The sequence below is a fragment of the Acidimangrovimonas pyrenivorans genome, from assembly GCF_042643245.1.
In the GTDB taxonomy this organism is placed as follows: domain Bacteria; phylum Pseudomonadota; class Alphaproteobacteria; order Rhodobacterales; family Rhodobacteraceae; genus Acidimangrovimonas; species Acidimangrovimonas pyrenivorans.
Genome location: NZ_JBHRSK010000008.1, coordinates 84,492 through 108,296 on the forward strand (window position 1 = coordinate 84,492; position 23,805 = coordinate 108,296).

Sequence of the window (23,805 nt, forward strand, 5' to 3'; positions counted from 1 at the left end):
AGGTCAAGGCCGGGCATCGGGACCGCGCGTCACAGCATGTCCGCCAGGTCCCGTTCGCTGCAATCCGCCCGCTACACCCCGACCGCCGGGCCGGGGCAGTGCAGCGGCTCGGAACTCTGACGCACCTCGACCAGATCGCCGCCGCTGTCGGGGCCCATGTAATGCGCCCGCAGCCCACCGGCCTCGGGGAAGAAGGTCCAGCATTGCGGTCCGTCGCCGCTGTTCTCGTAGGAAAAGCAGATCTGGCCCTTGTCCTCGTACCAGTGACCGCGCCGGCACTCCTGACCGAGGAAGGCCCAGATCACCTGGTGGTTCGGCAGGTACTGCTCGGCCCCGTAGGGCTTGCCGCCGATGGCGTAGTAGAGCGTCTTGCCCTGCGAATAGGCATCGAACTCGGCCGCGCTCATCGGTTTGTCGCCTGCAGCTGCGGCCAGCGGCACCAGCATCAGGGCCGCAACCGAGGTCAGGGCAAGGCTGCGCATGGTCAGGGCAAGGCTGCGCATGGGTCGTCCCTCCGGCTGCGCCGGCCCGCGCCCGACAGGCCGCGGCCCGGCCTTCCCTTCCAGCCTTGCAGATTTGGGTCCTTCAGGCCAGAGCGCAGTCGCGTCCGCCCCGGCGGTGCGCCCCTCTCCGCCCACTTTCTGCTCACAAATATCCTCGGGGGGCTCCGGGGGGCAGACAGCCCCCCGGCCTCACCGCTCACTCCGCGGCCGGGACTTTCGCGCTCCGCGCCTGCCAGCGCGCCAGCCGCCGGTCCATGATCCTGCGCCACAGCGGCGGGCAGAGCGCGATCGTCGCCATCGCCGGCAGGCTGTAGGGCAGCATCGGCGCCGCGCCGCCGGCGGGCAGGTCGAGCGCCGGGTAGGGCCGGCCCGGATGGGCGTGATGGGCGGAATGGCGCGGCGCGTTCAGCATCAGCGCCGAGGTGAACCAGTGCGGCGCGTTCCAGGAATGGCCGGGCCCGACCGGCTCGGGCTTGCCGCCGGGGCGGCGGGCGCGGCTCAGCCCGTAATGCTGGGCGTAATCCGACAGCAGCAGCTGGACCTGGGCATAGCCCGCCAGCGCGAGATAGGCGATCAGGCCCGGCAAGCCGAAGACCAGCGCCACGGCGAGGATGATGAGCGCCGCCCCGCCCAGGTAGAGCAGGTAAGGGTGCAGCCCCTTGCGCCCCAGCCGCTGGCGCAGCGCCCGCTCCATCTCGTAGCCGGCGATGAAGGACCCGGTCCAGGCCCGCGGCAGGAAGGCATAGAAGCTCTCGCCCGCCTCGGCGCTGTTGGGGTCGTCCGGGGTGGCGACGTAGCGGTGGTGGATATGGCGATGGGCCGAGGTGTGATGGCCGAAAAGCAGCGAGATATAGACCCACATCCCCAGCCGGAACAGCCGCTTGTCGGCGCGGTGGATCAGCTCATGGGCGTTGGAATTGCTGACCTGGCCGAAGAACAGTCCGAAGGCGAAGAAGCAAGCCAGCCGCGCCCCCCAGCCGATGCCGGTGCCGCCCGACACCGCCCAGACGCCCAGTGCCAGCAGGCCGAAATGCGCCACGGCCAGCGCCACCGAGAGCCGGTCGGCAGCGGGGAACTCGGCGCCCTCGGGCAGTTCGCCGTCGTCGGCGAGGTCGATGAACTGGTCGAGCAGGAAGGCGATGACGGTGATGTAGAGCAGCGCCGCCAGCGCCCAGAGCCCGCCCAGTGTCGCGCCGGCCAGCAGCAGCGGCAGGGGCAGCAATGTCACCACGGCAAACAGCGTCATCGGTCGTCTCGCATCCGGCGGTTCCCTGCGCCGCGTTTTCCGGGCAAGCTGCCCCGGCAACGGGCTTGGACGGAAGGGAAGCAGGGAATGATGGCACGGGCAAGACGGCTTTCCGGTGCTGCCGTGGCGGCGCAGCCTCCGCGGAGCCGGCGATGAGCACCGGGCTGCTGCTCGCCCTTCCCGGGGCACTGTCGGCGCTGGTCTACTGGATCAGCTATTGCTGGCAGGAGGTCTCGGCGACGAAATCCGCCACCAAGACCCTGTCCACCCTCGCGCTGGCTGCTGCCGCCGCGACGCTCGGCGCGCCGCCGGCGATAACCGCCGGCCTCGCCCTCGGCGCACTGGGCGACCTCGCGCTGTCGCGCAAGGGAGACCGCGCCTTCCTTGCCGGCATGGGCGCCTTCGCCGCCGGCCACCTCGCCTATGCCGCCGCCTTCCTGAGCGCCGCCACCGGCCTGCCGCCGCTCTGGCCGGCGCTGGCGGTGCTGGCGCTGGGGCTGTCGACCGAGGTCTGGCTCGCCCCGCGCACCGGTGCCCTGCGCTGGCCCGTCCGGGGCTATGTCGTGGTGATCTGCGCCATGGCCCTTGCCGCCCTCGCCCTGCCCGTCGCCGCCTGGCCGGTGCTGCTCGGCGCTATCCTGTTCCTCGCCTCCGATCTGCTGCTGGCGATCGAGATCTTCCTCCGCCCCGACCGGCCCTCGCGCCTGCTCTCGCGCGCGGTCTGGGCCGCCTACTGGTCGGGGCAGGCACTGATCGGCCTCGGCGGGGTGGCGCTGGCCTCTTCCCTCTGACGCGCGGAAGGATTAGGTCAGGGGGAACCGGGCCCGGCCCGCGACCACGGGATCAGCGATGTCTTTCTTCAGGAAACTCAAGGATCGGATGTTCAAGACCTCTTCGAAGCTCGAAGAGGGCCTCGAAAGCCTGGTCGAAGAAGGCGCCGAGGAGGCCGCCGAAGCCGAGGCGCCGGCGCCGGAGGTCGCGCCCGCGCCCGCGCCCGCGCCCGCCGCCGAAGCGCCGCGAGAGCCGGAGCAACCCGCGCCGCCGCCCGCCGCCCCCGCAGCGGCCCCAAGCGCCCCCGAGGCGAAGCCCGAGGCCCGGCCCGGCATCCTCGGCCGGATGATCGGCCGCGATACCGGCCCGCGTCGGGTTCTCGACGACGACATGCTGGAAAGCCTCGAGGAGCTGCTGATCCAGTCCGACATGGGGGTCGAGACGGCGGTCCGCGTCACCGCCAACCTCGCCGAGGGCCGCTATGGCAAGCGCCTTTCGGTCAACGAGATCAAGCAGGCGCTGGCCGACGAGATCGCCCGGATCATGGAGCCGGTCGCCAAGCCGCTGCCGCTCTATCCCTCCAAGCCGCAGGTGGTGCTGGTGGTCGGCGTCAACGGCTCGGGCAAGACGACGACGATCGGCAAGCTCGCAAGCCAGTTCCGCGCCGCCGGCAAGACCGTGGTGATCGCCGCCGGCGACACCTTCCGCGCCGCCGCCGTCGAGCAGCTCCAGGTCTGGGGCGAGCGCGCCGGCGTGCCGGTGATGACCGCGCCCGAGGGCTCGGACCCCGCCAGCCTCGCCTTCGACGCCATGACCCGGGCCCAGCAAGAGGGCGCCGACCTCTTGATGATCGACACCGCCGGCCGGCTGCAGAACCGCGCCGACCTGATGGAGGAACTGGCCAAGATCGTCCGGGTGATCCGCAAGAAGGACCCCGAGGCGCCGCACAACACCCTGCTGGTGCTCGACGCGACGACGGGCCAGAACGCGCTCAGCCAGGTCGAGACCTTCCAGAAGCTGGCCGATGTCTCCGGCCTCGTCATGACCAAGCTCGACGGCACCGCCCGCGGCGGCGTCCTCGTCGCCCTGGCCGACCGCTTCGGCCTGCCGATCCACGCCATCGGCGTCGGCGAGCAGATCGACGACCTCCAGCCCTTCGACCCGGAGGATTTCGCCCGCGCCCTGACCGGCGTCGAGGCATGAGCGCGCCCGGCAGCCGGGCTGGCATCTGCCTTCTTCCTCTCAGCGAAAATATCCCGCGGGGGTCCGGGGGCGCGAAGCCCCCGGCCATTGACCAGGAGCTCTGTCGCGTTTCATGAGTGCCTTCATCGCCAGTATCGAGGGCACCCCGGCGGGCCATACCGCGGCGCTGGTCCTCGCCCTGATGGCCGCCTTCCTGCACGCCATTTTCGGCGCGCTGCAGAAGGGCCGGCACGATCCCTGGCTCAGCCGCGCCGCGATCGACGCCAGCTACGGGCTGCTCTCGGCGCCGCTGGCGCTGTTCGTCGTGCCCTGGCCCGAGCCGCATATGTGGCCGATCTTCGCCGGCGCCTTCGTCATCCATGTCGGCTACAAGCTGCTGCAGGCGATGGCCTATCAGCGCGGCGCCTATACCGTGGTCTATCCGGTGGTGCGCGGCACCGGGCCGCTCTTTGCCGTCCTCGGCGCGATGCTGATCTTCGGCGAGCATTTCACCGCCGGGCAATGGGGCGGCGTCGCGGTGCTGCTGACCGGCATCTTCGGCCTGGCGGCCTACAACCTGCGCCATGTCGATCTCGGCCGCGAGACGCTGGTGCCGGCGCTGGGGCTGGCGGTGGCGACGGGTTCCTTCGTCGCGCTCTACACCACCTACGACGCCTACGGCATCCGGTCGACGGCCGATCCCTTCACCTTCCTGGCCTGGTTCTTCTTCATCGACGGGCTGTTCATGCCGGTCTACACCCACCGCCGCTGGCGCAGCCTGCCCTCGTCCGAGATGGTGCCATTGGTTCGGCGCGGCGTGCTGGGGGCGGTGGTCGCCTGGCTCAGCTTCGGCTCGATCATGATGGCGACGCGGCTCGACAAGGTCGGCGAGGCGGCGGTGCTGCGCGAGACCTCGACCGTCTTCGCCGCGCTGATCGGCTGGGTGGTGCTGAAGGAGAAGGTCGGGCCGCGCCGGCTGGTGCTGATGGCGCTGATCGCCAGCGGGGCGGTGCTGGTCGAACTGGCGGGCTAGCGGGAAGGCCGGGGGGTCTACCCCCCGGACCCCCGGGAGTATTTGGACAAAGAAGAAGATGCCCTGCGCCCTGGCTTTCTTCCGGGCCGAAATATACCCGTCGCAGGCGCGTTCCGGGCGCGGGCGCGCGGAGAGGTCGCGGCGTCGTGGCTTGCATGGCCCGGCGTTTGGCGGCATTGACCGGGAAGCGACAGGAGAACCGTAGATGGCGGGACGCAAGATCAATCCGATCCTGAAGATGGTGCTGGAATTCGGCCCCATCCTGGCTTTCTTCGTCGGTTACCTGAAGCTCAAGGGCCAGCATTTCCTGATCGCCGGCACCGATTACGACGGTTTCATCCTGGTCACCGCCGGTTTCATCCCGCTGATGGTGCTCTCGACCGCGATCCTGTGGCGCCTGACCGGGCATCTGTCGAAGATGCAGATTGCCACCGTCGTGCTGGTGGTGATCTTCGGCGGGCTGTCGGTCTGGCTCAACGACGACCGCTTCTTCAAGATGAAGCCGACGATGATCTACCTGCTGTTCGGCGGCATCCTCGGCGCCGGGCTGTTGCGCGGCAAGTCCTACCTGCGGGTGGTGATGGAAGAGGTGGTGCCGCTCGAACACGAGGGCTGGATGATCCTGACCCGGCGGGTCACCGCCTTCTTCTTCGGCCTCGCCGTGCTCAACGAGGTGATCTGGCGGACGATGAGCACCGAGGCCTGGGTGACCTTCAAGACCTTCGGCCTGACCGCGGCGATCTTCGCCTTCTTCATGCTACAGGGGCGGGTGTTTCGCGACTACGGCATCGAGGAGCAGGAAGGCGACGACGCCTGAGGAACTGGGAGCGAGGGGCTGTCTGCCCCTCTTCGCGTCGGAGACCCGGGGCTCCGCCCGTTCGCAGGCGAAACGCTCCAGCGGAGCGTTTCTGGGAAGCCTGCTCACCCCCGAGGATATTTCCGAGCCGAAAGGGACGGGAGGGGCTTGGTCCTCGTCTCCGTCAGGCTGTCTGGCTGGCTCAGTCCGCGCGCTTGAACAGCACGCCTTGCGCCTTGCGGTCGGCGGCGATGTCGCCGCGTTTCTCGGCTGCCAGGGCGCGGCCGGCCTGGACGCCGGGGCGGGCGGCCATGGTGGCGAGCCAGCGCGCCATGTGGGGCTTGTCGTCAAGGCTCTGCTGCTGGCCTTCCCAGAGCGAGGCCCAGGGCCAGATCGCGAAATCGGCGATCGAGACGAAGTCGCCGGCGACGAATTCCGCTTTGGCCAGTTGCCGGTCGAGCACGCCGTAGAGCCGGGCGACCTCGCCCCGGTAGCGATCCTTGGCGTAGGGGATGTCGTTGGGCGGCGCCATCGCCGGGGCGTATTTGAGGAAGTGATGCGCCTGGCCCGCCATCGGGCCGAGGCCGCCCATCTGCCACATCAGCCATTGTTCGACGGCGATCCGGTCGCGCTCGGTAGTGCCGTAGAACCGGCCGGTCTTGCGGGCGAGATACTGCAGGATGGCGCCGGATTCGAAGATCGAGATCGGCGCGCCGTCCGGGCCGGCGGGATCGACGATCGCCGGCATCCGGTTGTTGGGCGCGATACTGAGGAAATCGGGCGCGAATTGCGCGCCGGCGCCGATATTCACCAGGTGCAGGCGATAGGGCAGGCCCATCTCTTCCAGCGCGATGGAGATTTTCCAGCCATTCGGCGTGGGCCAGTAATAGAGGTCTATGGGGTCGGTCATGTCGGGCTCCTGATCGGTCCCGATCATACTGGGGCATCCTGCGCCGGCGGCAAGGGCGCGGGGCGGTCGCGGCGCCGCAGCGGCGTGTTGGCGGGGGTGGGCAGCGCGGCGCGCAGGGCCCCGAGCGCGAGTTCGCCCTCCAGCAGGGCGCGGTAGAGGCCGAAGACGCCGGGGCGCAGATAGGTGCTCCAGTGGCAGGCGCGGCGGCCGGGCGGCGCGACGGGATGGCCGAGCCCGGAAAGGGCGGCAAGCGTCGGCGCGTGGTCGAGCGGCAGGTCGAGCCAGCGCCGCGACGGCCCGGGCAGGCCGCGCCCCAGCGTGCGGTCGCGGGGGCGCGGGATCAGCGTCTCGATCATCAGGTCGTAGAGCGCGTTCTCGCGGCTGGTGACGTTGACGATCTCGACGGCGCGGCCGGCGGGACTGGCCAGCGCGGCGGCGGCCCGGGACCGGAATTCGGCCGCCGCCAGCAGCACGGCGCTGTCGACGGCCGGGCTGTCGAGATGGGGCAGGGCTTGCAGCAGCACCCGGGCGCCGAGGCTGTGGGCCAGCGCGCCGACCCGGCGCCCCGGGGCCAGCGCCGCGATCCGGTTCAGCAGCGTGGCCAGCGCCCTTCCGGCCAGCGCCGCCTCGTCATAGGCGCGCCAGAGCGTGCCGCGCGCCTCCCAGCCGAAGGCGATGGCGAGGCCTTCCTGCGCCGCCCCCTCGAAACCGAGGTGGCGCGGCCAGGACAGCGCCTTCCAGCACTGCGGATCGGGTTCGAGGGACAGGATATGGCTGTGCGGGCTTTGTCCGATGACGGTGGGCGAGAAGCGGAAGCCGTGCAGCATGACCATGATCGGGGCGCCGGCGGGCAGGGCGGCGAGGGCTCCGGCCAGCACGGCATCGAGGGGGCGGGATTCGGCGGCGACCGGCGCGTCGGCAATGGCGTTGACGGCGATCAGCGGCATGGCCGCAGGTCCTTTCCTGCTCGGTCCCCCGGCGGTGCGATATGGGTGTGAAACCGGTAGCGTCGCGATGCGAAACCGGCGTGAAGCTGGCGTAACCGTCGCGTGACACCCTTGCCTGACCTGCCTGGAAAACCGGGTGGCCATGCTTGACGTGGAGTGATTCGAGGCGTAGCGGAGGGACGTGGCGATTTGTTCACCGGATTGCGGGCCACGTTAAACAAGCCGCTAAAGAGGTTCGGGACGACAGCACCCCCACGCCTCTTCGCGGTGGGGGTTTTTCTTTGCGCGGGAAGGGCGTCGAGATGTCGGACAACTGGAACAGACGGACGAAACTCATCCATTCGGGGGCGCGGCGCAGCCAGTATGGCGAGATGGCCGAGGCGATCTTCCTGACCCAGGGCTTCGCCTATGACAGCGCCGAGCAGGCCGAGGCCCGCTTCGTCAAGTCGGGCGAGGACGAGTTCATCTATGCCCGCTACGGCAACCCGACGGTGCGGATGTTCGAGGACCGCGTCGCCGCGATCGAGGGCACCGAATGCGCCTTCGCCGCCGCCTCGGGCATGGCGGCGGTCTCGGGCGCGCTGACCTCGATGCTGAAGGCGGGCGACCACGTCGTCTCGGCCCGGGCGCTGTTCGGCTCCTGCCTCTATGTGCTGGAGGATGTGCTCGGCCGCTTCGGGGTCGAGGTGACATTCGTCGATGGTACTGACCTCGACCAGTGGCGCGCGGCGATGCGGCCCGACACCAGGGCGGTGTTCCTTGAAAGCGTGTCGAACCCGACGCTGGAAGTGGTCGACCTGAAATCGGTGGCGGAAATTGCCCATGGTGTCGGCGCCACGGTCGTCGTCGACAACGTCTTCGCCACCCCGGTCTTCTCGCGCGCGGTCGAGATGGGGGCCGATGTCGTCGTCTACTCGGCCACCAAGCATATCGACGGCCAGGGCCGGGCGCTGGGCGGGGTGATCTGCGGCACCAAGGAATTCATCCGCAAGACGGTCGAGCCCTACATGAAGCATACCGGCGGCTCGATGAGCCCGTTCACCGCCTGGCTGATGCTGAACGGCCTCCAGACCCTCGACCTGCGCTGCCGGGCGATGGCCGACAGCGCGCTGGCCATCGCCGCGGTGCTGGAGGGCGACGACCGGCTGGCGCGGGTGATCTATCCCGGCCTCGCCTCGCATCCCCAGCACGCGCTGGCACAGAGCCAGATGTCGGCAGGCGGCACGGTGGTGACCATCGACATCGCGGCGGGCAAGGAGGCGGCCTTCCGTTTCCTCAACGCGCTGGAGATCTTCACGATCTCGAACAACCTCGGCGACGCGCGCTCGATCGCGACCCATCCGGCGACGACGACTCACCAGCGCCTGCCGGACGCGCAGAAGGCGGAACTGGGGATCACCCCGGGGCTGATCCGGCTGTCGATCGGTCTGGAAGACACCGCCGACCTGATCGCCGATCTCAAGGGGGCGCTGGATGTGATCTGAAGCGTCGTTTCCAGCGTAGATCGGTCACAAGGCTGGACTTATGCGTCAGCGGCCCCACATTGGAGCATGCCGCCGACACGGCAAGGAGACGCGCGATGACCATTCAGACGCCGGGGCTGGAGCAGGAGCCCGACCGCGACGAGGCCGAACGGGCCCTCAAGGTGCTGCGCCGTTTCGCCGAGACCGCCGGGGCCGCGGGGCTGGCCCAGCTCGGTCCCGAGGCGCGGGCGCTGATCGGGCGCAATTCCTATCCCGAGCTGAGCCGCGACTATCCGCACGGGTTCGAGGCCGACGGCGCCTATCGCGCCACGCTGCCCGACCTGCAGAACGGCCCGGCGAGCCTGATCCGCGGCGCCCGCCGGCCGATCCAGCATGTCGGGATCTCGAATTTCCGTTTGCCGATCCGCTATCACACCCGCGATAACGGCGATCTGACGCTGGAAACCTCGGTGACCGGCACGGTCAGCCTCGATGCCGAGAAGAAGGGCATCAACATGAGCCGGATCATGCGCAGCTTCTACGGCCATGCCGAACGAACGTTCAGTTTCGAGGTGATCGAGGGGGCGCTGGACGACTACAAGGCCGACCTGGAAAGCTTCGATGCCCGTATCCAGATGCGGTTTTCCTTTCCTGTGAGGGTGAAATCCCTACGTTCTGGGCTGGAAGGCTACCAATATTACGATATCGCGCTGGAACTGGTCGAGCGGGCTGGGCAGCGCAAGAAGATCATGCATCTCGACTATGTCTACAGCTCGACCTGCCCCTGTTCACTGGAACTGAGCGAGCATGCGCGGATGGAGCGCGGCCAGCTGGCGACGCCGCATTCGCAGCGTTCGGTGGCGCGGATCTCGGTGGTGATGGCCGAGGATCAGCCCTGCCTGTGGTTCGAGGATCTGATCGACCTTTGCCGCGCGGCGGTGCCGACCGAAACCCAGGTGATGGTCAAGCGCGAGGACGAACAGGCCTTTGCCGAACTCAATGCCGCAAACCCGATCTTCGTCGAGGACGCGGCGCGGCTGTTCTGCGACCGGCTGCAGGGCGACCCGCGGATCGGCGATTTCCGGGTCGTGGCCAGCCACCAGGAAAGCCTGCACAGCCACGACGCCGTCAGCCTGCTGACCGAGGGCGAGACCTTCGCGGCCGAAAGCCTCGATCCCCGGTTGTTCGCGACGCTGCATCACCCGGGCTGAGGCGGCAGGTCTTCGTTCAATTCCTTCGCCCATCTATCGTCGCGGATTGCGGCGAGCGTTGACGCGACGCCGTGCACGAACCGTGCCAACCGCCGGCGATTGCCGCCCTGTGGTCGCAGGCGGCGCCGTGCCAACTTGACAGGATCGTGAGCTGCGGCCATCCCTGCGTCGGATGTTTGATCTTCGCCCTGTCGGATATGTCATCGGCCTGCTCGTCGCCACCCTGGGGGCGATGATGCTGTTTCCGTTCCTCGCCGACCTGATCGAGGGCGACGGCAACTGGCCGGTCTTCCTGAAATGCGCGCTGATCACCGGGCTGGCCGGCGGGGCGCTGGCGCTGGCCTGCGCCAACGGCGTCACCGGCGGACTGACCATCCAGCAGAGCTTCCTGCTGACCACCGGGGTCTGGGTCACGCTGCCGTTCTTCGGCGCGCTGCCCTTCATGCTCGGCGCCCCCGGCGCCAGCCTCACCGACGCCTATTTCGAGGCGATGTCGGGGCTGACGACGACCGGCTCGACCGTTTTCGTCGGGCTCGACCAGATGCCCGCCGGCACGTTGTTGTGGCGCGGCATCCTGCAATGGCTGGGCGGGCTGGGGATCGTCATCGTGGCGATGATCTTCCTGCCGGTGATGAAGGTCGGCGGGATGCAGTATTTCCGCTCGGAAGGTTTCGACACGCTGGGCAAGATCCTGCCCCGGGCGCTCGACATCTCGACCGGCCTGATCCGCATCTATCTCGGCCTCACCGTCGCCTGCGCCGCCACCTATTTCGCCCTCGGCATGACCAGTTTCGAGGCCATCGTCCACGCCATGACGACGATCTCGACCGGCGGCTTCTCGACCTCCGACAAGTCGTTCTCGCTGTTCATCGGCCCGGCGGAATATGCCTCGGCCGCCTTCATGCTGCTGGCCTCGATGCCGTTCATCCGCTTCGTCCAGTTGACCGCGGGCCACTGGCAACCGCTCTGGCGCGACATCCAGGTGCGGGCCTATATCCGCTGGAACGCCTATGCCATCGCCGCCATCACCGCCTACGAGATCCTCGACCGCGGCGCGCCCTTCTTCACCACGCTGCGCGAGACCACCTTCAACGTGGTGACGATCTTCTCGGGCACCGGCTATACCAGCGTCGATATCGGGCTGTGGGGGCCGTTTCCGTTCATGGTGGTGATCATGGTGGGGATGATCGGCGGCTGCACGGCGTCCACCGGCTGCTCGATCAAGATCTTCCGCTACCTGATCCTGTTCGAGGCGATCAAGACGCAGCTGCGCCGCATCCTCAGCCCCAATGCCGTCCATCCGGTGCGGCTGGAAGGCCGGCAGGTGAGCGAGGATATCATCAACTCGGTGATCGTGCTGTTCTCGGCCTTCATCGTCACCTTCGGGGTGGTGGCGGTGTTCCTGTCCTTCACCGGGCTGAACTCGAAGACGGCGCTGACGGCGGCCTGGACCTCGGTCTTCAATATCGGCCCGGCCTTCGGGCCGTCCGTGGGGCCGACCGGGGCGATGGACGCGTTTCCCTGGCCGGCGAAATGGGCGATGAGCTTCGGTATGCTGGCCGGGCGGCTGGAGCTTCTGTCGGTCTTCGTGCTGGTGGTGCCGAAATTCTGGAAGGCCTGAAATGCAAGACGCCCGGCCGGGGCCGGGCGCCTGCGGTTTTCATGAGTGGTGGCCTTACGACTTGAGCGCCAGCGACGGCGACATCACGTCGATGCCGAGCGCCTTGCCGACCGCGTAATAGGTCAGGTGCCCGGCATGGGTGTTGAGCCCGGCGAGCAGGTGGGGATCGTCCTCGCAGGCCTGGCGCCAGCCCTTGTTGGCCAGCGCCATCATGAACGGCATCGTCGCGTTGCCCAGAGCGATGGTCGAAGTGCGGGCGACGGCGCCGGGCATGTTGGCGACGCAGTAATGCATGATGCCCTCGACCTCGTAGATCGGATCCTCGTGGGTCGTTGCGTGGCTGGTTTCGAAGCAACCGCCCTGGTCGATCGCCACGTCGACGATCGCCGCGCCGGGCTTCATCGTCTTGAGCTGTTCGCGGCTCACCAGCTTGGGTGCCGCCGCGCCGGGGATCAGCACCGCGCCGACCACCATGTCGGCCTCGGCCACCAGCTCTGCATTGTTGCCAGCGCTGGCATAGGCGGTGCGGAACTCGCGCCCGAACACGTCATCGAGATAGCGCAGCCGCGGCAGCGAACGGTCGAGGACGGTGACCTCGGCGCCCATGCCGGCGGCGACACGGGCGGCATGGGTACCGACGACGACGCCGCCGATCACCACCACCTTGGCCGGGCCGACCCCGGGCACGCCACCCAGCAGCACACCGCGGCCGCCATTGGCCTTCTGCAGCGTCCAGGCGCCGACCTGCGGCGCCAGCTTGCCGGCCACTTCCGACATCGGCGCCAGCAGCGGCAGCCCGCCGCGGTCGTCGGTGACGGTCTCGTAGGCGATGGCGGTGACACCCGACTCGAGCAGGTCCTTGGTCTGGGCCGGATCGGGCGCCAGGTGCAGATAGGTGAACAGCAGCTGGCCCTCGCGCAGCCGCTTGCGTTCCACCGCCTGCGGTTCCTTGACCTTCACGATCATCTCGGCCGCGGCGAAGACTTCCTCGGCGGTGTCGACGATCTTCGCGCCGGCGGCAACGTAATCGGCATCGGGGAAGCCGGCACCGGCGCCGGCATGGGTCTCGATGACGACCTCGTGGCCCGCGGCCACGGCTTCACGCGCCGCATGGGGCGTCATCCCGACGCGAAATTCCTGCGGCTTGATTTCCTTGGGGCAACCGATCTTCATGGCACTCCTCCGTATTCCCTGCGACAATCCTGCACCTCTTGGCCGCGAATTGCTTTGAAAACTGCCATGGTCTTGCCCCCTGTCGGTGGTAGAATTACCGACAGGGAACGGAAACTTTCGAAGAAGCTTGCGTGAAAATGGAACTCGACGCGACCGACCGCCGGATTCTGGCTGCCTTGCAGAAGGCTGGCCGGATGACCAATTCCGAGCTCAGCGAGCGGGTCAACCTCTCGCCCTCGGCCTGCCACCGCCGGGTGCAGCGGCTCGAGGGCGAGGGCTATATCCGCGACTATGTCGCGCTGCTCGACGAGCGCAAGATGGGGCGGCCGACGACGGTCTTCGTCGAGATCACGCTCCAGGGCCAGGCCGACGACCTGCTGGACGCCTTCGAGCGGCAGGTGGCGAAGATCCCCGACGTGCTGGAATGCCACCTGATGGCGGGGACGGCGGATTACCTGCTCAAGATCGTGGCCCAGGACACCGAGGATTTCGCCCGCATCCACCGCCAATACCTGTCGCGGCTGCCCGGCGTGGCGCAGATGCATTCGTCCTTCGCCCTGCGGACGGTGTTCCGGACCACGGCGATCCCGGTGTGAGGGAGTGACGAGGGCGGCGCCCGACCCTGGGTGGGCGCTTGCGACGGCGCTGTTGTGAGGAACGTCCTCGACCCGTTCGAGGCTTGAACCCCTTGATTGTCACAAGAATGCGCCCTCCTGGGGGGAGGGTCGGGCGCCGCCCGGCGTTGCCGCCGGGCGAAGGCTTCGGGCTACAGCACGCCGGCCAGCCCGCCGAAGAACGCCCCCAGCGTGCTGAGCACGGCGAAGACCACGGCGGCGCGGCGCCAGCCGCCGGCGGCCTCGGGTGCGCGGCGGGCGGTCAGGATCACGGCGCGGGTTGCCGCCGCCCAGTAGAGGGCCAGCACCAGCGCCAGGGCCGAGAACACCGTCACCCCCGCGGCCGGGGCGAAGATCTTGACGGCGAAGGACAGCGCGAACATCCCTGGCACGATCACCAGCAGCACGCCGTACATGCCGACCCAGAACGTGTCGGCCAGGCTCAGCTCGGCGCGGAACAGGCGGCCGAACCAGCGGGCCGAGAAATACTGCGCCCGTTCGCGCAGGGTTTGCTCGATCTCGTGTTCCAGGTCGCGGTCCATGTTTCCTCCGCGGCGTCAGGCGGCGTGGCCGTGCGGGACGTGCTCGCCATGCTCGGCGTGGTTGGCGCGGCGCTTGCGCAGCGCGTCGGCAAAGAACAGCCGCGACAGCGCGTGGTAGAGCGGCACCGGCGAGACCATGCGCGAGACACCGTAGCCGATCATCGACGCCGCCATCACCGGAACGACGTTGGAGTGGTTGCCGGTCATCTCGACGATGATGACGAAGGCGGTCATCGGCGCCTGGACGACGCCGGCGAAATAGCCCGCCATGCCCAGCACCGCGGCCAGGCTCGCGCTGGCGCCGAAGACCAGGCCCAGCGTGCTGCCCAGCCCGGCGCCGACGGCCAGCGAGGGCGCGAACAGCCCGCCGGGAATGCCCGAGACGGTCGAGGCGATGGTGGCGATGAACTTGGCCAGGAAGAAGGTGGCCGGCAGGCTGGCGCCCTCGACCGCGCTGCGCGCCTGGGCATAGCCGGTGCCGAAGGTCAGCCCGCCGGTGGCGACGCCGATCGCGGCCAGGGTGAAGCCGGCAAGGCCGGCGACGACGATGACCCGGGTGCCGTGGCCGACATGGCGCCAGCGCCGGATGCGGTGGGTGATGGTGATGACCAGCTTGCTGAAGGCGCCGCCGAGCAAGCCGCCGACGACGCCGCAGGTGATCACCAGCGGCCAGTCGCCGGGGAAGGCGGCGGTGGCGTGGCTGACGCCGAAATAGGTGTAGTTGCCGACGATCGCCAGCGAGGCGATGCCGGCGATGATGACCGTCGACAGCACGACGCCGTTGGTCCGGGCCTGGTAGCTGCGGCTCATCTCCTCGATGGCGAAGACGACGCCGGCCAGCGGGGTGTTGAAGGCGGCGGCGATGCCGGCGGCCGAGCCGGCCAGGATCAGGCCGCGGGCATGGGCCATGCCGCCGATGCGGCCGGCCAGCAGCATCAGCGCCGCGCCGATCTGCACCGTCGGTCCCTCGCGCCCGATCGAGGCGCCGCAGACCAGGCCGATCAGGGTCAGGCCGACCTTGCCGAAGACGATCTTCATCGCCAGGTAGCCGTTGCGGTGATCCTCGTCGCGCAGGTGGCGGGTGGCGATGCATTGCGGGATGCCGCTGCCCTGCGAGCCGGGAAAGTAGCGGTCGGCGAGCCAGGCACAGAGGACGAAGCCCAGCGGCGTCAGCACCAGCGGCGCCCATTGATGCCAGCCCGACCCCTCGCTGATCATCGAAAACAGCTCGAACGCCTTGTCGGCGAGGCTGGCGAAGGCGGCGCTGACGACGCCGATGGCAAGGGCGCCGAGCCAGAAGATGAGCCGCGTTCGCCAGTGCTTGGGAGAGGCCATGAGCGCTTTGGACCGACGAAGCAAACCGATCCGCGTTGCTTTGCGCGCACCCATGTTTCCACTCTCCTTAGAAAAGTCCCCTTGCGGATGCCCCTTTGCGCAGAAAGGTGCAAGCCCCCTTCACGCTCGGGTGAACGATCCTTGACGCTTCCGACCGTTCCGGCCCGAATCTGCGACATTACGCCGCGATGCAGCGCGCCGGCCGTAACAGATTGAAACGAAAAACCCCCGCAGGCGGGGCCCCGGGGGTCGTCCGACGGCGGGCGGGCCCGCCGATGAGTCGCCTTCGCAAGACGCTCAGAGCAGACCTTCGCGCTGGGCCTTCTTGCGCGCGAGTTTACGCGCACGGCGGATCGCTTCGGCTTGCTCGCGCGCGCGCTTGACCGACGGTTTCTCGAAATGCTGCTTCAGCTTCATTTCCCGAAACACGCCTTCGCGCTGGAGCTTCTTCTTCAGGGCCCGGAGGGCCTGATCGACGTTGTTGTCGCGAACGCTCACCTGCATGTGGTTGTCACCACCTTCCTAAGTTAGAGTTTCCGTGATTGCAGGAAGCGGCCGTATAGCAAAGCCCGGTGGCTTTGTCTACTGTCGGCGGCAGGCAAGGAGTGCGAGATGACCGAGACGGCAGAGAAGATGGCGGCCGACAGGGCGAAGCTGCTGGAGGCGGCGAAGATGCATGTGCCCTTCGACGGCTGGACCGAGGTGAGCTTCAAGGCCGCGGTGGCCGAGTCCGAGCTTGACCCGGCGCTGGCCCGGGCGCTGTGCCCGCGCGGCGCCGTCGACCTGGCGCTGGCCTATCATCATGCCGGCGATGCCGAGATGGTGCGCCGGCTGGAAGAGGCCGACCTGAGCCAGATGCGTTTCCGCGACCGGATCGCGGCGGCAGTGCGGTTCCGGCTCGAGGCGATCGAGGACCGCGAACTGGTGCGGCGCGGAATGACGCTGTTCGCCCTGCCGCAATATGCCGGCGACGGCACAAGGGCGCTGTGGGGCACCGCCGACCTGATCTGGCGCAGGCTGGGCGACAGCTCGGACGACATCAACTGGTACACCAAGCGGATGACGCTGTCGGGCGTCTACGGCTCGACCGTGCTCTATTGGCTGGGCGACGACAGCCCCGACCATCAGGCGACCTGGGAGTTCCTCGACCGCCGCATCGACGAGGTGATGCGCTTCGAGAAGGTCAAGGCGCAGGTGCGCGACAACCCGGTGCTGGGCCGGCTGCTGGCCGGGCCGATGCGGCTTCTGTCCCATATCCACGCCCCGCAGGGCGCGCCGAGCGACCTGCCGGGCCAATTCACTTCCCGCCAATAAGGACATCCGATGACCCTGCCCAAGACCATGCGCGCGGTGGAAATCACCCGGCCCGGCGGCCCCGAGGTGCTGCAGATCGGCGAGCAGCCGGTGCCGCAGCCCGGCCCCGGCCAGATCCTGATCGAGGTCGCCTATGCCGGGGTCAACCGCCCCGACGCCCTGCAACGCGCCGGCAGCTACGCGCCGCCGCCGACCGCCTCGCCGCTGCCGGGGCTCGAGGCCTCGGGCCGGGTGGCGGCGGTCGGGCCGGATGTCGACCGCTGGGCGGTTGGCGATGCGGTCTGCGCCCTGCTGCCGGGCGGCGGCTATGCCGAATACGTGGTGACGCCGGCGGCGCATGCCCTGCCGCTGCCCAACGGCATGGACCTGAAATCCGCCGCCTGCCTGCCCGAGACCTATTTCACCGTCTGGACCAACGTCTTCATGCGCGGCGGGCTGACGGGCGGGGAGCGGTTCCTGGTCCATGGCGGCTCTTCCGGCATCGGCACGACGGCGATCCAGCTGGCCAAGGCCTTCGGCGCCCGTGTCTTCGCCACCGCCGGCTCGGCCGAGAAATGCGCCGCCTGCGTCCAGCTCGGCGCCGAGCGGGCGATCAACTACCGCGACGAGGATTTCGTCGCGGTGATGAAGGCCGAGGGCGGCGCCGACCTGATCCTCGACATGGTCGGCGGCAGCTATATCCCGCGCAACGTCAAGGCGCTGGCCGATGACGGCCGGCTGGTGCAGATCGCCTTCCTGACCGGTCCCAAGGCCGAGCTGAACTTCGCCGAGCTCATGGTGCGGCGGCTGACCATCACCGGCTCGACCCTGCGGCCGCAATCCGACCTGGCCAAGGCGCGCATTGCCGAGGGGCTGGAAGCGCAGATCTGGCCGCTTTTGTCGGCAGGTGCCGTCGGCCCGGTCATTGATTCCGAATTCCCCCTCGACCAGGCCGCCGCGGCGCATGAAAGGTTGGAAAGTCCGGGCCATATCGGCAAGATCGTGATGAAGGTGGCCTGACCGGCCGGCCCCCGGCCGCCGGTGCCACGCGAACCGCAGGAAAGGAGACCGGGATGAGCACAGAGGACGGCAGCTTCGAGGTTCTCGAAGGCTACCCCGAGGACGTGGTGGCGATCTCGGCCCACGGCCATATCTCGCGCCAGGATTACGAGGACGTCCTGATCCCGCTGGTCGAGGCGCGGATCAAGAAAGAGGGCAAGGTCAAGCTGCTCTATGTCTGCGGTAGCGATTTCGAGGGGCTCTCGGCCGGGGCCGCGCTCGACGATGCCAAGCTGGGGCTGCTGCACCTGGGCGAGTTCGCCCGCGTCGCGGTGGTTGCCGATGCCGACTGGATCCGGCTGGGCGTGCGGATGTTCGCGCCGCTGATGCGCTGCCCGGTCCACCTGTTCCACCTCGGCGAGACCGAGGTGGCCAAGGCCTGGTTGCTGAAAGACGTGCCCGAGGACGCGGGCGGGCCGGAGGTCGCCGCCGACCGCAAGCTGCCGACCCTCGAAGACAAGATGTGAGGCTCAGCGCACCGGGTCCATCAGCGCGTCGGGCATCCGGCAGTCGCGGGAAACGTCGCGTTCGCAGGGGCGCGGCTCGAGGTCCCGGGTCAGGCAGACCCGCGCCTCCTGGACCCTGCCACGGTCGCAGGTGATGGTGATCATCTCCGGTGTCAGCCCCGGATTGGCCTCGATGAAGGCCTGCTCGACCACCTTCGCCGGCAGCTTCACCGCCCGGTTCAGCTGCCGGAACACCTGCGGAATGACGATCCGGTCATAGGCCGCCCGCGCCTTGGCGTAATAGGCGGCGGCCGTGAGGCCGGTGCAGCGGCCATGCTTGTTCCACTCGTGCCAGGCCAACCCGCCCGAGCCCATGACATCGGCCATCGCGGCGGTCTGGGCGCGCGACGGCGGGCGCTGGATCGAGGGGCAGTAGCTCGGATAGCCGCGGTTGTATTGCGGCCATAGCCCGTGCAGGGTGAAGGAGAAATCGTGCCGCGGATCGCATTGGTCGTCGTGCCGGGCATCGCCTTCCAGCGCGCACCAGTTCGGCGGCCAGGACAGCGACAGGATGTAATAGTCGAAGATGCCGGCCTTCTCGCCGCGTGCCGCGGCCGGGCCGGCCAGGGCCAGCGCCGCAAGCAGAATTGACAGGGCCCGGACAGGCAGGCGGCGCATTTTCTCTTTCCTCTGGACGGCAAGGCGACTATATAGCCGGTAACTTCCCCGAAATCGAGGAATGGCGGCCGTAAGGAAGCACCTTGGCCGCAGCCGTTTCCCGGCGCGGGAGAGATTTGTAAAGGAGTGGCTGAGATGAGCAAGCCCCTGATGGCCAAGGCGACCGCGGTCTGGCTGGTCGACAACACGACGCTGAGCTTCAAGCAGATCGCCGATTTCTGCGAGCTGCACGAGCTCGAGGTGCAGGGCATCGCCGATGGCGACGTCGCCGCCGGCGTCAAGGGCTTCGACCCGATCGCCAACAACCAGCTCGACCAGGCCGAGATCGACAAGGGCGAGGCCGACCCGCTCTACAAGCTCAAGCTGAAATACAACCCGGCCGCCGCCGGCGAGGAAAAGCGCCGCGGCCCGCGCTACACCCCGCTGTCGAAGCGCCAGGACCGGCCGAACGCGATCCTGTGGCTGGTCAAGTTCCACCCGGAACTGTCGGACGGCCAGATCGGCAAGCTGGTCGGCACCACCAAGCCGACGATCCAGTCGATCCGCGAGCGCACGCACTGGAACATCGCCAACATGCAGCCGATCGACCCGGTCGCGCTGGGCCTGTGCAAGCAGACCGAGCTGGACGCCGCTGTCCAGCAGGCGGCGCGCAAGAAGGCCGCCGAGGGCGTGGTGATGTCGGATGACGAGCGCCGCAAGCTGGTCTCGACCGAGCAGTCGCTGGGCATGGCGCCCGAGCCCAAGATCCCCTCGGCAATCGCCGGGCTGGAGACCTTCAGCCTGACCGGCGACGACGCTGAGGAAGAGGAAAAGGCGAACCCCGCAGACTTCTCGGACGCCGACAGCTTCTTCAACCTGCCGCATGGCGACGACGACGAGGATGAGGACGAGGACGACAAGGCCTGAGGCCCGTCCCCGCCAACGAGACCCAAAGAGACAGAGCCCCGGCCTTGCCAGCCCTTTGCAGTAAATGATGCAAAAAAACTTAGGTTGGCCAGATTTTGGCCAATCTATCCCTCGATAACCGCGAAATGTGGTGTTTTTCGAGAGGAAAATCATGGCTGCTCTGCCGAAGAAATCTTCGCCAGCACTTCGGCGCAGATTGCCGTTCCCAAGTTTCGGGATCGACATCAACTTCTGCCGGAATCCGCAATGCGATCTCTTCGCAGAAGCACCTGATCCCTATGACAAGAGAGGGAAATCTTCCGGAAAAGTCAAATCGAACCTACCTCGTGGGAGGGTGATCGGTTCGGGCGACGAGAAGACTTTCAAATGCGGGGCATGCGGTCAGTCGTCGATCATCAAGAACAACGGCGCGGTCGTGGAGGAATATCGGCGGCTGCGCGGACGCTTCCAGCCGGAGGCTCCGCGCGATGTGTGCCCCAACGCCTCGTGTGAGAACCACGGGAAGCCTCTCACCCGGCACTCCGATCTTTACCGGAAATCCGGGCGCACCGCGAAGGGCGCGCAGCGTTGGAAATGTAAGTCATGCCTGACCTCTTTCTCCCTCGGATCGCGTATCCGCCGACAGCATCGAAGCAACTCGAACCGCGAGGTGCTCTGGATGATCACCAATGGTGTGCCGATCTCGAAGATCAGCGATTTCACCGGGCTCTGCCCGCGTGATGTCTATCGTAAGATCGACTTCATCCACGACCGCGTCGTCGATCTCACGGCTCGCCGCGAAGGGAGTTTCGAAGGGGTCGATTGGACCCGTGTGGGCCGACGGTTCGCGACCGACTCGCAGACGCTGCACCTGAACTGGCCGAACAAGAAGACCCGGGCTCAGATCGCCGTGCAACACCTCTGCACGGCGCATGCCAACACAGGCTACATCATGGCCGCACACCTCGGCCTCGATCCGGGAATCGAACTCCCGGACATCGAAGCCCGGATGATGCAGGCGGGAGACTTCGCCCGTCCCCGAGCGTTTCGGAAACATGCCAGGGTCTGGTCGGAAACCGAGTTCAAGGCCTACCTCGACAAGATCACTGAGCATGTTGAGATCCACCCGATGGAAGCCCCGGACGTCGATCTGGATCTCCAACTCCCCCATCGAGGCGCCCTCATGCGCCAGGATGTGATGCAGCTCGCCCACGCGTTTCTTCTGCGCCACTTCCTCGGCAAGGGTGACGAGCGTTTCATCTTCGTCCTGGACGCCGACCCGGGACTCGCTCTGTCCTTCGTCTCGGCCTTCGCCGGCTGGGTGAAGCAGAAGAGGGCAGATGTCATCGTCATGCGTTTCGACAAGCACCAGTCCAACGACACGCGGAACAGGCTGGTCACGGACGGCAAGCTCGCGCTCGAGTCGGCAACGGGCGTGAGCCAGGCGTCCTGGGCCGCCCTGAGCCCGAGGGAGCGGGAAGAACTGACCGACTTGGCGATCGAGGGGCTTCTGCGTGGCTACCAGCCCAGCGAGCCGTTCGAGTGGCCATTCCACACGAAGAGCGAACCTTACCGCCGCATCCGAATCCTCACTGACCGGTCAGACATGGCTCCGGATCGGCGTGCTCGCCTGATGCGTCTCGCGACGCTGAGGAGCGTCGATGCCTACTTCCACAAGGTTCGTTCAAACGTCAGGTTCGCCGCTCGACCCGCGCATACGCCGAGCGCCAACGGTCGCGCATGGGATCGGCATTACCTCTACAACCCCGAGACGATGTCGAAGATCATCGAGATCTATCGGTTCGCGCACAACTGGATGGGATCGTCAGCGACGAAGCAGACTCCCGCAATGAAGCTCGGGCTCGCCCGGGGCAAGATGCGCGCGAACGAGTTCTTCGAGTGATCAAGTAGAACAGCCGCCGATTACTCGACGGCTGCACCATTTACTGCAAAGGGCTGGCCGGCCTTGGTCGGGGCTTTTTCCTTGCGCGTTGCAGGGCGGGGCGCTGCCCCCGTCGCCCGGGCGTGACCCTCCCGGGATATTTTCACTCAGGTGAAAGGGGGACGCGGCGGCTCAGGGCGCGTCCGGGGCGGGCCCGTCCTGCGGGGGCGCGTCGCGCTCGATCTCGGCCAGCTCCGTCGCCAGGAAGCGTTCGAAGGCGTCGAGGTTGACCGGTTCGAACTGGCCGAAGCCCTGCATCCAAACCGAGGCGGCGCGCAGGGCGTCGGGTTCCAGCTTGCACCATTTCACCCTGCCGCGTTTCTCTTGGCTGATCAGCCCGGCGCCGGCGAGGATGCCGAGATGTTTCGAGATCGCCGCCAGCGACATCTCAAAGGGCGCGGCGACGTCGGTGACGGCCATGTCGTCCTCGAGCAACATCGTCAGGATCGCCCGGCGGGTCGGGTCGGCAAGGGCGGCGAAGACGTCGTCGAGGCTCTGGGACATGAGGTCTTGTCGCGCCGGGCCGTGCGATCGTCAACCATACGGTTGAATATCGCATATGCGGCAAAACCGGCCCCGGATCGGTGCGCGGCCGCCGCGCACTCTGTCGCGCTTGCGTTAACCCTCTGATATGCAGTGATAAAACAATTGCGCTCTCGGCTTCGTGACTGCTTGACTCGGAGAGGGCCCGTCCGTAGGTTCCGCCCGACTGTCCGCGAGGCGTGTTTTCATGGTCGAAAACGACGAAAAAGAGCGTCTGCAGCGGTTTGAGGAGCGGCTGGCGAAAGCCAAGCAGACGACCGCCCCCAAGCCGACCGCGGCAACCGACATGGGCAAGGCCTCGACCGCCTGGCGCATGATAACAGAGCTCGTGGCCGGCATCGGGATCGGCTTCGGCATCGGGTACGGGCTGGACAGCCTCTTCGGCACGATGCCGTTGTTCCTGGTGCTGTTCATATTCTTTGGCTTCGCGGCCGGCATCAAGGTGATGCTGCGAACGGCGGCGGAGCTGAATACGGAAACAGGGGCGGCAGAGAAGGCCGCCGAAGACGAAGGGGACTGAGGCGTGGCGGAACAGGAATCGGGCGCTCTGGCACTTCATCCGATGGCGCAGTTCGAGGTGCATCCGCTGTTCGGCGGCACCGAGATCCACTGGTACACGCCGACCAACGTGACGCTGTGGATGGGCGTCGCCGTCCTGGCCGTGTTCCTGCTGCTGGTCGTCGGCTCGCGCGGCCGCGCGATCATCCCGTCGCGGGGCCAGTCGCTGGGCGAAGTGGTCTACGGCTTCGTCTACAAGATGGTCGAGGACGTCGCCGGCAAGGACGGCGTCAAGTTCTTCCCCTACGTGATGACGATCTTCATGTTCATCGTCTTCGCCAACTCGCTCAGCCTGATCCCGATGAGCTTTGCCACCACCAGCCATTTCGCCGTCACCGGCGTGCTGGCGATCCTGGTCTTCGTCTCGGTCACCGCGATCGGCTTCGTGCGCCACGGCGTCGGCTTCCTCGGCCTGTTTTGGGTCAGCGCCGCGCCGCTGCCGCTGCGGCCGATCCTCGCCATCATCGAGGTGATTTCCTACTTCGTGCGTCCGGTCAGCCACTCCGTCCGACTTGCGGGCAACATGATGGCCGGTCACGCGGTGATGGAGGTCTTCGCCGGCTTCGCCGCCGTCGCGCTGATCTCGCCGCTCTCGGTCGTCGCGATCACCGCCATGTATGGCCTCGAGGTCATGGTGGCGATCGTCCAGGCCTATGTCTTCACGATCCTGACCTGCGTCTACCTGAAGGATGCGCTGCATCCGGCCCACTAAGGATCGGGTCCGAAACCTACCTATCTTTTCCAAAGGAGAGAACCATGGAACTTCTTGCTGCTGCGGCGCTTGGCAAATACATCGGTGCGGGTCTGGCCGGTATCGGCTCGGGCGTGTCGGCCATCGGCGTTGGCCTCGTTGCCGGCAACTTCCTGTCGGGCGCGCTGCGCAACCCGTCGGCTGCTGGTGGCCAGACCGCCATGCTGTTCATCGGCATCGCCTTCGCCGAAGCGCTCGGGATCTTCTCGTTCCTGGTCGCCCTGCTGCTGATGTTCGCGGTCTGATCCTGACACGCCTTGCATGTGACCGGGTGGGCCAGGCGGCCCGTCCGGTCCCGTCTTG

The 23,805-nt window shown here is 67.6% G+C and carries 26 protein-coding genes and 1 riboswitch; of the genes, 16 read left to right on the plus strand and 10 right to left on the minus strand.

Features of this window, described 5'->3' with window-relative positions; genetic code table 11:
- Positions 1-71 precede the first annotated feature (71 nt).
- Both ACFOES_RS12690 and ACFOES_RS12695 read right to left on the minus strand, forming a co-directional pair.
- Positions 72-503 (minus strand): hypothetical protein, encoded by a 432-nt coding sequence (locus tag ACFOES_RS12690; RefSeq protein ID WP_377833663.1) that lies wholly within the window; start codon positions 501-503, stop codon positions 72-74.
- A gap of 196 nt (positions 504-699) precedes the next feature.
- Positions 700-1,749 carry an alkane 1-monooxygenase gene (locus tag ACFOES_RS12695; RefSeq protein ID WP_377833664.1) on the minus strand — a complete coding sequence of 350 codons (1,050 nt, stop codon included), beginning with the start codon at positions 1,747-1,749 and terminating at the stop codon, positions 700-702.
- Between the two features lie 152 nt (positions 1,750-1,901).
- On the opposite strand from ACFOES_RS12695, the gene ACFOES_RS12700 reads away from it, so the two are divergent.
- The 4 genes from ACFOES_RS12700 to ACFOES_RS12715 all read left to right on the plus strand — a co-directional run bounded on the left by ACFOES_RS12700 (position 1,902) and on the right by ACFOES_RS12715 (position 5,552).
- Positions 1,902-2,540, plus strand: a complete 639-nt coding sequence (locus ACFOES_RS12700) for a lysoplasmalogenase family protein (protein WP_377833665.1) — start codon at positions 1,902-1,904, stop codon at positions 2,538-2,540.
- A 58-nt stretch (positions 2,541-2,598) separates the two neighbouring features.
- Positions 2,599-3,723 carry a signal recognition particle-docking protein FtsY gene (gene ftsY, locus ACFOES_RS12705; protein ID WP_377833666.1) on the plus strand — a complete coding sequence of 375 codons (1,125 nt, stop codon included), beginning with the start codon at positions 2,599-2,601 and terminating at the stop codon, positions 3,721-3,723.
- 112 nt (positions 3,724-3,835) lie between these two features.
- The gene (locus tag ACFOES_RS12710) at positions 3,836-4,735 is read left to right on the plus strand and encodes an EamA family transporter (RefSeq protein WP_377833667.1); all 900 of its coding nucleotides are present in this window, start codon (positions 3,836-3,838) and stop codon (positions 4,733-4,735) included.
- 205 nt (positions 4,736-4,940) lie between these two features.
- Positions 4,941-5,552: an inner membrane-spanning protein YciB gene (locus ACFOES_RS12715; protein ID WP_377833668.1), complete on the plus strand. Its 612-nt coding sequence runs from the start codon at positions 4,941-4,943 to the stop codon at positions 5,550-5,552.
- Positions 5,553-5,733: 181 nt separating this feature from the next.
- Here the strand turns inward: ACFOES_RS12715 and ACFOES_RS12720 are convergent, their stop codons facing one another.
- Both ACFOES_RS12720 and ACFOES_RS12725 read right to left on the minus strand, forming a co-directional pair.
- Positions 5,734-6,441, minus strand: a complete 708-nt coding sequence (locus tag ACFOES_RS12720; protein WP_377833669.1) for a glutathione S-transferase N-terminal domain-containing protein — start codon at positions 6,439-6,441, stop codon at positions 5,734-5,736.
- A 23-nt stretch (positions 6,442-6,464) separates the two neighbouring features.
- On the minus strand, positions 6,465-7,388 hold the full coding sequence (locus tag ACFOES_RS12725) for an alpha/beta hydrolase (protein WP_377833670.1): 924 nt from the start codon (positions 7,386-7,388) through the stop codon (positions 6,465-6,467).
- A 171-nt stretch (positions 7,389-7,559) separates the two neighbouring features.
- Positions 7,560-7,638, plus strand: a riboswitch (SAM riboswitch).
- 52 nt (positions 7,639-7,690) lie between these two features.
- On the opposite strand from ACFOES_RS12725, the gene metZ reads away from it, so the two are divergent.
- The 3 genes from metZ (at position 7,691) to ACFOES_RS12740 (ending at position 11,683) form a co-directional block, all read left to right on the plus strand.
- On the plus strand, positions 7,691-8,872 hold the full coding sequence (gene metZ / locus ACFOES_RS12730) for an O-succinylhomoserine sulfhydrylase (RefSeq protein WP_377833671.1): 1,182 nt from the start codon (positions 7,691-7,693) through the stop codon (positions 8,870-8,872).
- A 95-nt stretch (positions 8,873-8,967) separates the two neighbouring features.
- A complete protein-coding gene (gene folE2, locus ACFOES_RS12735) occupies positions 8,968-10,062 on the plus strand; it encodes a GTP cyclohydrolase FolE2 (RefSeq protein WP_377833672.1) in 1,095 nt (364 codons plus the stop codon).
- Between the two features lie 172 nt (positions 10,063-10,234).
- Positions 10,235-11,683 (plus strand): TrkH family potassium uptake protein, encoded by a 1,449-nt coding sequence (locus tag ACFOES_RS12740; protein WP_377833673.1) that lies wholly within the window; start codon positions 10,235-10,237, stop codon positions 11,681-11,683.
- A gap of 54 nt (positions 11,684-11,737) precedes the next feature.
- On the opposite strand, the gene ald is transcribed toward ACFOES_RS12740, so the two are convergent.
- Positions 11,738-12,856 carry an alanine dehydrogenase gene (ald, locus tag ACFOES_RS12745; protein WP_377833674.1) on the minus strand — a complete coding sequence of 373 codons (1,119 nt, stop codon included), beginning with the start codon at positions 12,854-12,856 and terminating at the stop codon, positions 11,738-11,740.
- Between the two features lie 137 nt (positions 12,857-12,993).
- On the opposite strand from ald, the gene ACFOES_RS12750 reads away from it, so the two are divergent.
- Positions 12,994-13,452 carry an Lrp/AsnC family transcriptional regulator gene (locus ACFOES_RS12750; protein WP_377833675.1) on the plus strand — a complete coding sequence of 153 codons (459 nt, stop codon included), beginning with the start codon at positions 12,994-12,996 and terminating at the stop codon, positions 13,450-13,452.
- Between the two features lie 170 nt (positions 13,453-13,622).
- Here the strand turns inward: ACFOES_RS12750 and ACFOES_RS12755 are convergent, their stop codons facing one another.
- From ACFOES_RS12755 to rpsU, 3 genes are all read right to left on the minus strand, one after another.
- Complete coding sequence (locus ACFOES_RS12755; RefSeq protein ID WP_377833676.1) at positions 13,623-14,012, minus strand: hypothetical protein; 390 nt, start codon at positions 14,010-14,012, stop codon at positions 13,623-13,625.
- A gap of 15 nt (positions 14,013-14,027) precedes the next feature.
- Complete coding sequence (locus ACFOES_RS12760; protein ID WP_377833677.1) at positions 14,028-15,347, minus strand: chloride channel protein; 1,320 nt, start codon at positions 15,345-15,347, stop codon at positions 14,028-14,030.
- A gap of 297 nt (positions 15,348-15,644) precedes the next feature.
- Entirely contained in the window at positions 15,645-15,851 is a 207-nt protein-coding gene (gene rpsU / locus ACFOES_RS12765) for a 30S ribosomal protein S21 (protein ID WP_102225566.1), read from the minus strand.
- Positions 15,852-15,959: 108 nt separating this feature from the next.
- Between rpsU and ACFOES_RS12770 the strand changes: the two genes are divergently transcribed.
- From ACFOES_RS12770 to ACFOES_RS12780, 3 genes are read left to right on the plus strand one after another with little or no spacing between them, the layout of a single operon-like run.
- Positions 15,960-16,661, plus strand: coding sequence for a COQ9 family protein (locus ACFOES_RS12770; protein WP_377833678.1), 702 nt, complete (start codon positions 15,960-15,962; stop codon positions 16,659-16,661).
- A gap of 9 nt (positions 16,662-16,670) precedes the next feature.
- A complete protein-coding gene (locus ACFOES_RS12775; RefSeq protein WP_377833679.1) occupies positions 16,671-17,660 on the plus strand; it encodes an NAD(P)H-quinone oxidoreductase in 990 nt (329 codons plus the stop codon).
- A 53-nt stretch (positions 17,661-17,713) separates the two neighbouring features.
- On the plus strand, positions 17,714-18,166 hold the full coding sequence (locus ACFOES_RS12780; protein ID WP_377833680.1) for a SpoIIAA family protein: 453 nt from the start codon (positions 17,714-17,716) through the stop codon (positions 18,164-18,166).
- 3 nt (positions 18,167-18,169) lie between these two features.
- On the opposite strand, the gene ACFOES_RS12785 is transcribed toward ACFOES_RS12780, so the two are convergent.
- Positions 18,170-18,823: a ribonuclease T2 family protein gene (locus tag ACFOES_RS12785; protein WP_377833681.1), complete on the minus strand. Its 654-nt coding sequence runs from the start codon at positions 18,821-18,823 to the stop codon at positions 18,170-18,172.
- 135 nt (positions 18,824-18,958) lie between these two features.
- On the opposite strand from ACFOES_RS12785, the gene ACFOES_RS12790 reads away from it, so the two are divergent.
- Positions 18,959-19,729, plus strand: a complete 771-nt coding sequence (locus ACFOES_RS12790; RefSeq protein ID WP_377833682.1) for a DUF1013 domain-containing protein — start codon at positions 18,959-18,961, stop codon at positions 19,727-19,729.
- Positions 19,730-19,880: 151 nt separating this feature from the next.
- Positions 19,881-21,611, plus strand: coding sequence for an IS1/IS1595 family N-terminal zinc-binding domain-containing protein (locus tag ACFOES_RS12795; protein ID WP_377833683.1), 1,731 nt, complete (start codon positions 19,881-19,883; stop codon positions 21,609-21,611).
- 171 nt (positions 21,612-21,782) lie between these two features.
- Here the strand turns inward: ACFOES_RS12795 and ACFOES_RS12800 are convergent, their stop codons facing one another.
- The gene (locus ACFOES_RS12800; RefSeq protein ID WP_377833684.1) at positions 21,783-22,154 is read right to left on the minus strand and encodes an ArsR/SmtB family transcription factor; all 372 of its coding nucleotides are present in this window, start codon (positions 22,152-22,154) and stop codon (positions 21,783-21,785) included.
- A 226-nt stretch (positions 22,155-22,380) separates the two neighbouring features.
- Between ACFOES_RS12800 and ACFOES_RS12805 the strand changes: the two genes are divergently transcribed.
- The 3 genes from ACFOES_RS12805 to ACFOES_RS12815 are packed head-to-tail and all read left to right on the plus strand — an operon-like array spanning position 22,381 to position 23,747.
- Complete coding sequence (locus ACFOES_RS12805) at positions 22,381-22,713, plus strand: AtpZ/AtpI family protein (RefSeq protein ID WP_377833685.1); 333 nt, start codon at positions 22,381-22,383, stop codon at positions 22,711-22,713.
- A 3-nt stretch (positions 22,714-22,716) separates the two neighbouring features.
- Positions 22,717-23,463 (plus strand): F0F1 ATP synthase subunit A, encoded by a 747-nt coding sequence (locus ACFOES_RS12810; RefSeq protein WP_377833686.1) that lies wholly within the window; start codon positions 22,717-22,719, stop codon positions 23,461-23,463.
- A 44-nt stretch (positions 23,464-23,507) separates the two neighbouring features.
- The gene (locus ACFOES_RS12815) at positions 23,508-23,747 is read left to right on the plus strand and encodes a F0F1 ATP synthase subunit C (RefSeq protein ID WP_377833687.1); all 240 of its coding nucleotides are present in this window, start codon (positions 23,508-23,510) and stop codon (positions 23,745-23,747) included.
- Positions 23,748-23,805 lie beyond the last annotated feature (58 nt).